Raw genomic sequence first — 8,558 nt, forward strand, 5'->3', positions numbered from 1 at the left:
AGGCGGCGGTGATAGAAGGCCTAACCCCGCAGCAGCTTCGCCAGCCGCGGCACGCCTTCGTTCACCGCGCGGTCGTCGGCAAGGGTGAACGACATGCGCAGCGTGTTGCGGCCGGTGCCGTCGGCATAGAAGGCGTTGCCGGGCACGAAAGCGACGCGCGCCTCCTTGACCGAACGCGCCAGAAGCTCGGTGGCGTCGGCGCCTTCCGGCAGCGTCAGCCAGACGAACATGCCGCCTTCCGGGCGGCTCCAGGCAATGCCGTCGGGCATGTTGGCCTCGAGCGCGCCGAGCAGCGCGTCGCGCCGCTTGCGGTAGGCGTCGATCAGCTTTTCCACCTGGGCGTCGAAGATGGTGTCGGCGACGCGATGCATGACCATCTGGTTGATCGAGGGGCTGTGCAGGTCGGAGGCCTGCTTCATCAGCACCAGCTTCTCCACGACATGGCGCGGCGCGCAAACCCAGCCGACGCGCATGCCGGGTGACAGGATCTTCGAGAAGGACCCGCAATAAAGCGTGCGGGCATGATCGATGCCGCCGGAGCGGGCGCAGTCGAGCGCCAGGATCGGCGGCACGCCCACGCCGTCATAGCGCAACGCGCGATAGGCGGCGTCCTCGATGACGGCGATGTCGAGCTCGCCGGCGAGGTCGAGCACCGCCTCGCGCTGCTTGACGTCCAGCGTGTTGCCGGTCGGGTTGGCGAAATCCGGCACCAGATAGGCGAATTTCACCTTACCGCCATTCACCGCCGCGGCGGCGCGGTAGGCCTCGGGCGTCATGTTGCCGCCGGCGGTGTTCAGCCGGTCATAGCGCGGCTCGTAGGCGTTGAAGGCCTGCAGCGCGCCGAGATAGGTCGGCCAGGTGACCAGGGCCGTGTCGCCCGGCGACAGGAACAGCTTGCCGAGATAGTCGAGCGCCTGCTGCGAGCCGGAGGTGATGAAGATGTTGCCCTCGTCGCATTGAACGCCGAGCTTGCCCATATAGGCGGCCAGCCATTTGCGCAGCGGCAGATAGCCCTCGCTCACCTGGTATTGCAGCGCGGTCCCCGCCTCCTTGCCGCCCAGCACCGCCTGGTAGGCGTCGCCGATGGCCTGCGCGGGAAACAGCGACGGATCCGGTATGCCGCCGGCGAAGGAGATGATGTCGGGCTGGTCGAGCAGCTTCAGCAGCTCGCGGATTTCCGAGGCTTTCATGCGCGACGAGCGCGAGGCCAGAAGGTTCATCAGGGTCAAGGCGCACCTCCCGAAGTGCTTATTTAGGTCAGCTTGGTTGACCTATTATCAGGCCACATCGACCGCGTGAATACACAAAACGGTCATGGCGCATAGGCGAGGCGACATTTGGCCCACGGATTTCCGCAAATGCTAATGGAAAATTCGGTCATCGGCTCCCGGCAGATGGCGGATGGCAGATTGCCGTTATATTAGAAAAGGTGCATATTACTCCAAGCCGGAGCCTCGCTGCGGTTGAGCCGCCGTCGGCCGTGTTGCCCAGGCGGTCCACAGACCAGTCAAATGTAAGGAGAAACAGGCACGTCCGTGCTGCCCTCATCATTGGGTGGCCGAGGCAGTGATATCTGGAGGAGGATCCCATGAAGGTTACCATACTGGCGAGTTACGAACCCCATGCCGCCAAGGGGCTCATGCAAGGATCGAACCGGGAAGTTGCAATCGCGGCGCTGTTTGAAAGCGTGGGCGGGAAGATGAACAGCCTGATGTTCACGCGCGGCCTTTATGACGTCATCGTCAATGGCGAGGTGCCGGACCAGATTGCCGGGATGGGGATGACGCTTGCCGTGCGCGCGAGTGGCTCGGTGAGCGATCTCGTCGTTCTCGAAGAGCTCGACATGAAGGCGGTGATTGCGGCAGCCAACAAGGCCGCCGGCGCCTACAAGCCGGCGGGCTGATGTCGCATCGAAGGGAGGACGCCATGACCGCCTATAACGTAGTCCGTTTTCGCACCAAGCCGGGCAAGGAGAAGGCCTTCGTCGAAGCACACGAAAAGGTCTCGCTGAACGCCAAGGGCTTTCGCAAGGGCGCCCTGATCAAGACCGGCGAGCGCACCTTCTGCATGGTCGGCGAATGGAACGACATGGACAGCCTCGCCGCGGCGCGCCCGATGATGATCGGCATTCTCGACACGTTCCGCGATATGCTCGAAGACCTGGGCAGCGATCTCGGCGTGACGGATCCGGTGTCCGGCTCGGTCGTTGCGGAGATATAGGCTGAAGGCGCCCCCGTCTGGCGCCGGACGGACCGCCTTACGCGGCCAGCCGGCGCCGTCGACAACAAGCGCCGCGAGAAGCCGGCGCACTGCGTGGCGCCTTGGCGCTCGTCTCAGAACGGCAACCGAATCTCGTCGTCCTGCGCGGCCTGCGGCCAGCCGATATCCTTGCGGATCTCGGGCGGCAGCTCGTTCAGCTCGCGCGTCGTGCGGCGGCGCTTGCTGGCCTGCGCGAAGGCGGCGCGAATCCGGACATGGAAAGCTCCCATAAATAGGCGGCGCAAAACCGGCGCCTCCTCTTCACCCGGCGCCGCTTTTGCAATGCGTCTGTAACCGGTGGATTGCGCGCGAACGGTGAAATGCCTCACGAAGCCGGAGCAGCCTGAAACATATGTGTGCAAATTAATTCGGGGGATCGAGCATGCGGCCCCAGGGCGCACGCCCGGTTGTGCTACGCGGTCACCTTGCCATTCCGCGCCACTTCCTTGCCCGCGCGATAGACGGTGCGATCCTTCGGCACCGCCACCACCGCTTCCGGGACATGCTCGGCCCTCAGCGCGACAAAATCGGCTTTGGCGACGACGGCGATGCCGTAGCCCTCCAGCCCCAGCGCCTTGGCGCCGGCATGGCTCACAACGTCGTAAGCTGTTTCCAACTCCCGATCCTCGTAGAAGCCGGAGCGATAGCCGATCATATTGGCGCGGTTCAGCATGTCGCCATCACCATAGGGCCACCAGGAATCGCGGATGTTGTCGGAACCGGCGAACACGGTGACGCCGGCCTTGCGAAGCGCGGCCACCGGCGGAAAGGCATGGTCGCCGGGCGCGTTGGTCATGATGGAGACGCCGGCGGCGGCGATCCTCTCGCCAGCCCTGGCCAACGCATCGGCGGAGATGTCGCCCAGCGCATAGGCGTGGCTGACGGCGACTTTGCCTTGCATGCCCGACGCCGTGGCACGGGCGACGATCTCCTCGATCTCGAAGAGGCCAAGCGTGCCGCGGTCATGCAGGTGGATGTCGATGCCGGCGCCGCGTTTTTCGGCAAGGCCGAACATCACATCGAGGTGCCCTTTCACGTCGCGGTCGAAGCTCGCCGGATCAAGCCCGCCGATCAGGTCGCAGCCGAGCTTGAGCGCCTCGTCGAGCAGTTCCGCCGTGCCAGGCGAGGACAGGATGCCGCTCTGCGGGAAGGCGACAAGCTGGATGTCGATCAGGTCGCGATATTTCTCCCGCACGGCGAGGATCGTCTCGACATGCTTCAGCCCGACCGCGGCATCGACCATGACATGGCTGCGCATGGCGAGGCTGCCATGGCCGACGCAAAGCTCGAGCTGGTTCTTCGCGCGCTCCGCCATGGGTGTTGCCTGCTCGAGGTTGCGCATCTGGAAAGCGACGCGCTCGCGCACGTCGAAGCCGTTGGTGCAGGGAATGTGCGGGCGCCAGGCGTCGCCGTAGAAGGAGGTGTCGAGATGGATGTGGCCCTCGACGAAGGCTGGCAGCACGAGCTGTCCGGCGAGGTCGACGGCGCCGTCCGTCGGCGGCGTCGTGTTCGCCGCAGGCGCCACAGCGCTGAAGCGGCCGCCCTCGACAGTGAGATCAACGACCGTGCCGTCGGCGAGCCTGGCGTTGAGGAAATGAGTCTGGTTCAAGATGCATCCCATTGAAAGTGAACGCATCAGTGGTCGTCGCTTGGCTGGCCAAGGTCAATGCGGGATTGGATAGAAAGTGTTTCGCCCTTGCCTTCTCCCGTTGTGGAAGAAGCCAAGTACAACGCCTGTTATATACCGCTTTCGCGTAAGTTTCAGCGAGCGGCAAATGTGCCATGGTGAAGTCTGCGGTATGAGGCCGCCGTGGTCGACGCGGACGCCCAAGCACATCCCCAACAATGCGCCCCCAACGGACGCGTCGACCATGAACAGAATGCGACGGCGACCTTGCCCAGGGTCGCCGTTTTACTTTTGCGCTCCGGCGTATTCGGCGACCAGCCCCTCATATTCCTCGAAGGCAGGCAGCGCTTCGTAGCTGTGCACGGCCGGTGTCGCCGCCCAGGGCAGTTTCTCGGCCGTCCAGGTCTCGATGAAGGGCGCGAACCAGGCATGGTCGTCGAGCATGGTCGGGCGCAGATTGACGAACCAGTCGATCCCTTCCGGCCGCGTGAACATCCAGGTCATGCAGTAGCCGCAGAAATAGTGTTTTGAGGCGCCATGCAGGTCGCCGATCACCGGCTCGCCCTTCGTCATCTCGAAACCGTCCGAGGGGATCGCCGCGCTCAGCGAATAGGCGCTGGACGACATACGCTGGCAGCCGGTGCAGTGGCAGGCCATGGTGAGCAGCGGTTTTGCCGAAATTTTCAGGCGCACGCGGCCGCAGCGGCAACCTCCTTCGGCGGGAAGAGCGAGGGCGGGCAAGATAGGCTCCTTGGGTTGGATCGTCTGATCGAGGCTTCACTGACAAATGTCGGCGGGACAGCGCCCCTCTCTGTCCTGCCGGACATCTCCCCCACTTGGGGGGGAGATCAGACGTCGCCTTGGCTTTCGCCAATTTCCGACGCCGCAGAACAAAACAGGGCGCCAGGACAGCCAATCTCCCCCCTTGTTGTGGGAGAGATGTCCGGCAGGACAGAGGGGGGCGCGAAGGAACGCGGCCTTAGTTATTAGCCGCAACCAGCTCCGCCGTCGTCGTCATGCGCGCGCCCTGGCCGGCAAAGGCCTCATTGTGGCGGGCGATGATGTCGGGCGCCTTCTCCTCGAGCGAATCCAGCGTCGAATGCGCGTCGGAGACCACGGTGACGGCCAAGCCCTCGGCCAAGGCGCCCTTGACGGTTGCGGCGACGCAGAAATCGGTCTGGGCGCCGATGAGCACGACATCCTTCGCGCCCTGCCCCGCCACCCATTCGGCGAGTTCGGGATTGGAGAAGGCGTTGCCGATTTTCTTGCCGAAGGTCGGCTCGTCGGCCGCCTGGCCGAGCAGCGGCCAGACCGGCCAGCCGGAGGCGCCCGGCGCGAGCGGATCGCCCTCCGGCCCGTCATGGCGGATGAACGCCACCTTGCGGCCGGAGCGCCGCGCCCAGTCGATCAGCGTGCGCGAGCGCTCGGCGATGGCGTCGGCGTCATGGATCGGCGGGTCGAAACGACCGTCGAACATGCCGGTCTGCAGGTCGATGACGATGAGCGGCGCGGCGGCGGAGGGAGCGGCGTTCGGCATTGCGCGAGGATAACGTGGGTGTGGGCTAGGTCAAGGCCGAGGCAGGAGCCAGCAAGCAGCAACTCGCGTCAACACATACGCAATTTTCAGTTGCATTGATAAATCATTGCAACTAGTGTGATCACAGGATTGGGGGATGACAATGGATGAACAATACACCGTGTTCCTGATCGGAGGGGGCACGGGAGGTGACGAGCAGGCGGTGTTCACGCCGCAGAATGTGGGGACTCGGTGCAGGCTCACCTGCAGCTATCGCGACAAAGTCATCGTTGCCGAGGAAGACGATTATTTCGAAGCCCTATGCCAAATCCGCAAACAGCTCGAAGTGGATGGAATACTGCCCTTTTGTTATGGCGCGAGCGCGAATGTTTTCCCTGAAGGCACCGTGACAGGGATGAGTCGTGGATTGGTGGTCTGCAAAGTGAAAGCGGGGGAGCGTCCCAAGGAGAGCGACTTAGTCAATATATTTGACAAAGGTTACGATGTGATGCCCGTGTTCGTCTCCATGCAGCAGCAGTTTTGGGATTCGTGGCTCGCCTCCCTGCCCCGATCGCAAGACCCGGAAATAGCGAACTCGACGGACGTTGCGGCCCGCTCCCTCTGGCAATCTCTAACACTTGGGTTTGCCAAGATGCTGAGATCGGTTTTTCCACGGTCAGGGGGGAGATAACGCGCCTGGCTTTTACGACATCAGCGGCATCGGACCCTTCAGCGCCTCGGCCAGCGCGTCGCGGAAGACCGCGATCGGGCGCGCCAGCCTGCCGGCCGGCGGGCGGTGGAGCAGCCAGCAGCGGACCTGCGGCTTGAAGCCGGGGCAGTCGACCACCTCGACCGCGTCGCGCCATTGGCTGCCCGACAGCGCGCCGGGCGTGACGACGCCAATGCCGTGGCCACGAGCGACCAGCGACATTCTCAGATCCGCGCCCTGCGCCTCGACGCCGACATGGAAGGGCAGCCGCGCCGCCTCGAAACGGTGGCGGATGAAGGCGCGGAAGCCGCAGCCGGTTTCGTTGAGCACCCAAGGGTAGCGCGCGAGATCATCGAGCTCGGCCGGCTTCGGCACGCCGAGGCTTGGCGAGGCCACCAGCAGCACCGCCTGCACGCCGAGATCGTCGCCGACGAGTTCGGGCGTCGGCGCGACGCCCTCGGCGAGGCAGACGGCCACCGCGTCGATCTCGCTGTGCAGCACCTGCTCCACCAGGCGCGGCGAGAGGCTCGAGGTGATCTTCAACGTAAGTTGCGGGAAGGCCGCGCGAAGACTGTCGAGCGGCTCGGACAGCGCGCTGGTCGAGAGATAGGGCATGATGCCGAGGCGAAACTCGCCACGCACCTCGCCCGCCGGCGAGACGCCCGCCTTCAGGTCTTCCAGCGAGCGCAGAACGCGGCGGCCATGCTCATAGGCCTCGCGACCGGACGCGGTGGGTTTGAGCGGCTTCGACTGGCGGTCGAGCAAGGGCGTCGCCAGCCGCTCCTCGAGATTCTGCACGCGACGCGTTACGCCGGGCTGGGTGAGGTTGAGCCTCGCCGAAGCACCGACGATCGAGCCGGTTTCGACGACGGCGACGAAAGCTTCAAGGTCATGGATGTTCATGCGCAACTCGCATAATCATTATCAGGTCATTTCAATTGTAGCATTATGATTGCTACGAATAAACTCCTCGCGAAACATGCGGACAGCGAGGCCACCATGAACGGAACAGACAATGTGAGGATCACTACGGCCGAGCTCGTCGAACGGCCGCGACATACCGACGGCAGCACCATCACCCGGTCACAGACCCTGCTGTTCGCCGCTTCGGTCGGCATCATCGTCACCAATCTGTTCGCGCCGCAGACGCTGGTCGGGCTGATCGGCCCCTCGCTCGGCGCCGCGGCATCGAAGAGCGGCCTGGTCTCGATGGCCACCCTGCTCGGCTATGCGGCCGGGCTGTTCTTCCTGGTGCCGCTGTCGGATCTGGTCGAGAACCGCGTGCTGGTGCTGCGCATGCTGTGCGCGGCCGTGTTTGCGGCAGCGGTCGCTTCTTTCGCGCCGTCCGCCACCTCGCTGCTGGTTGTGCTGTTCATCCTCGGCGCCGCCTGTTCCTGCATCCAGGTGCTGGTGCCGGTGGCGGCCTCGCTGGCGCCGCCGGGCCAGGAAGGGCGCGTCATCGGCGACGTGATGAGCGGGCTGATGATCGGCATCCTGCTGTCGCGTCCGATCGCCAGCCTCGTCGCAGACGCTTTCGGCTGGCGCGCCTTCTACGGCATCAGCGCCGCGGCGGTGGCGCTGCTTGCCATCCTGCTCGGCCTCACCTTGCCGAGACGGCGGCCGCTGGCGCAGGCGCGCTATGCGGGGCTCATCGCCTCGTTGGTCCGGCTCCTGCGCCAAGAGCCGGTGCTGCGCCGCCGCGCCTTCACGGCGAGCCTGGTGATGGCCGCCTTCAGCGTGTTCTGGACGGCGGTGGCGCTGCGCCTCGCCGCTCCGCCCTTCGACCTAGGCCAGAAAGGCATCGCGCTTTTCGCGCTGGTCGGCGCCGGGGGCGCGGCGGTGACGCCGGTCTTCGGCCGCGCTGGCGACCGCGGCTTTACGCGCTCCGCCACGGCCCTCTGCCATCTCGTGCTGATCGCGGCGCTCGGGCTTGCCGCATGGGCGGGCGCGGCCAAGGCCGGCGGGGCGTGGCTGCCGCTCATCCTCATGGGCGTCAGCGCCGTGCTGCTCGATATCGGCGTCACCGGCGACCAGACGCTGGGCCGCCGCGCGGTGAATCTCCTGCAGCCCAAGGCGCGCGGCCGCATCAATGGTCTGTTCGTCGGCATCTTCTTCATCGGCGGCGCGATCGGCTCGCTGCTGGCCGGCCTCGCCTGGGCGTGGGCCGGCTGGAACGCGGTGTGCGCGACAGGCGCGGTATTCGGGGTGGTGGCGCTGGTGGTGGATTGGGTGGAGTAGCGCAATCTTTCCCTTCTCCCCTTGTTTGTGGGAGAAGGTGGCCGCGAAGCGGCCGGATGAGGGGTGCTCCAGGGAAAGCCAACGTCTCACTCCGCTGGAACACCCCTCATCCGTCTCGGCGCTGCGCGCCGATCCACCTTCTCCCACAAGGAGGGCTTTGCACGGAACTGAGTTGGTGATTCCGTATGTCCGGCATGAAGGGGAGATGA

Annotated in this window: 10 protein-coding genes; 4 read left to right on the forward strand and 6 right to left on the reverse strand. The window is 65.0% G+C overall.

Annotation, left to right across the window (positions count from 1 at the left end; genetic code table 11):
• Positions 1-20: 20 nt before the first annotated feature.
• Positions 21-1,220 (reverse strand): PLP-dependent aminotransferase family protein, encoded by a 1,200-nt coding sequence (locus EOA28_RS15860; protein ID WP_189342056.1) that lies wholly within the window; start codon positions 1,218-1,220, stop codon positions 21-23.
• A 368-nt stretch (positions 1,221-1,588) separates the two neighbouring features.
• Between EOA28_RS15860 and EOA28_RS15865 the strand changes: the two genes are divergently transcribed.
• A complete protein-coding gene (locus tag EOA28_RS15865; protein ID WP_126083289.1) occupies positions 1,589-1,903 on the forward strand; it encodes a GYD domain-containing protein in 315 nt (104 codons plus the stop codon).
• A 23-nt stretch (positions 1,904-1,926) separates the two neighbouring features.
• On the forward strand, positions 1,927-2,220 hold the full coding sequence (locus tag EOA28_RS15870) for an antibiotic biosynthesis monooxygenase (protein ID WP_127253384.1): 294 nt from the start codon (positions 1,927-1,929) through the stop codon (positions 2,218-2,220).
• A 113-nt stretch (positions 2,221-2,333) separates the two neighbouring features.
• Here EOA28_RS15870 and EOA28_RS40220 read toward each other — a convergent pair whose 3' ends face one another.
• From EOA28_RS40220 to EOA28_RS15895, 4 genes are all read right to left on the reverse strand, one after another.
• Positions 2,334-2,588 (reverse strand): DUF1127 domain-containing protein, encoded by a 255-nt coding sequence (locus tag EOA28_RS40220; RefSeq protein WP_245501528.1) that lies wholly within the window; start codon positions 2,586-2,588, stop codon positions 2,334-2,336.
• Between the two features lie 83 nt (positions 2,589-2,671).
• Entirely contained in the window at positions 2,672-3,880 is a 1,209-nt protein-coding gene (locus tag EOA28_RS15880; protein WP_127253389.1) for an amidohydrolase family protein, read from the reverse strand.
• A gap of 291 nt (positions 3,881-4,171) precedes the next feature.
• Positions 4,172-4,627: a GFA family protein gene (locus EOA28_RS15885; protein WP_127253385.1), complete on the reverse strand. Its 456-nt coding sequence runs from the start codon at positions 4,625-4,627 to the stop codon at positions 4,172-4,174.
• 238 nt (positions 4,628-4,865) lie between these two features.
• On the reverse strand, positions 4,866-5,423 hold the full coding sequence (locus EOA28_RS15895) for an isochorismatase family protein (protein ID WP_128315038.1): 558 nt from the start codon (positions 5,421-5,423) through the stop codon (positions 4,866-4,868).
• Positions 5,424-5,565: 142 nt separating this feature from the next.
• Between EOA28_RS15895 and EOA28_RS15900 the strand changes: the two genes are divergently transcribed.
• Positions 5,566-6,093, forward strand: a complete 528-nt coding sequence (locus EOA28_RS15900; protein ID WP_189342771.1) for a hypothetical protein — start codon at positions 5,566-5,568, stop codon at positions 6,091-6,093.
• 12 nt (positions 6,094-6,105) lie between these two features.
• On the opposite strand, the gene EOA28_RS15905 is transcribed toward EOA28_RS15900, so the two are convergent.
• Positions 6,106-7,014 carry a LysR family transcriptional regulator gene (locus EOA28_RS15905; protein ID WP_127253387.1) on the reverse strand — a complete coding sequence of 303 codons (909 nt, stop codon included), beginning with the start codon at positions 7,012-7,014 and terminating at the stop codon, positions 6,106-6,108.
• A gap of 96 nt (positions 7,015-7,110) precedes the next feature.
• On the opposite strand from EOA28_RS15905, the gene EOA28_RS15910 reads away from it, so the two are divergent.
• Positions 7,111-8,349 carry an MFS transporter gene (locus EOA28_RS15910; protein ID WP_128315039.1) on the forward strand — a complete coding sequence of 413 codons (1,239 nt, stop codon included), beginning with the start codon at positions 7,111-7,113 and terminating at the stop codon, positions 8,347-8,349.
• The last annotated feature ends 209 nt before the right edge of the window (positions 8,350-8,558 follow it).

Origin of the sequence: Mesorhizobium sp. M2A.F.Ca.ET.067.02.1.1, assembly GCF_004023285.1 — a bacterium.
Lineage (GTDB): Bacteria > Pseudomonadota > Alphaproteobacteria > Rhizobiales > Rhizobiaceae > Mesorhizobium.

Bases quoted from the DNA above. Each gene is read 5' to 3' on its own strand.
- EOA28_RS15895 (WP_128315038.1), bottom strand. From the start codon at position 5,423: ATGCCGAACGCCGCTCCCTCCGCCGCCGCGCCGCTCATCGTCATCGAC.
- EOA28_RS15870 (WP_127253384.1), top strand. From the start codon at position 1,927: ATGACCGCCTATAACGTAGTCCGTTTTCGCACCAAGCCGGGCAAGGAG.
- EOA28_RS15905 (WP_127253387.1), bottom strand. From the start codon at position 7,014: ATGAACATCCATGACCTTGAAGCTTTCGTCGCCGTCGTCGAAACCGGC.
- EOA28_RS15910 (WP_128315039.1), top strand. From the start codon at position 7,111: ATGAACGGAACAGACAATGTGAGGATCACTACGGCCGAGCTCGTCGAA.
- EOA28_RS15880 (WP_127253389.1), bottom strand. From the start codon at position 3,880: ATGGGATGCATCTTGAACCAGACTCATTTCCTCAACGCCAGGCTCGCC.
- EOA28_RS15900 (WP_189342771.1), top strand. From the start codon at position 5,566: ATGGATGAACAATACACCGTGTTCCTGATCGGAGGGGGCACGGGAGGT.
- EOA28_RS15865 (WP_126083289.1), top strand. From the start codon at position 1,589: ATGAAGGTTACCATACTGGCGAGTTACGAACCCCATGCCGCCAAGGGG.
- EOA28_RS15860 (WP_189342056.1), bottom strand. From the start codon at position 1,220: ATGAACCTTCTGGCCTCGCGCTCGTCGCGCATGAAAGCCTCGGAAATC.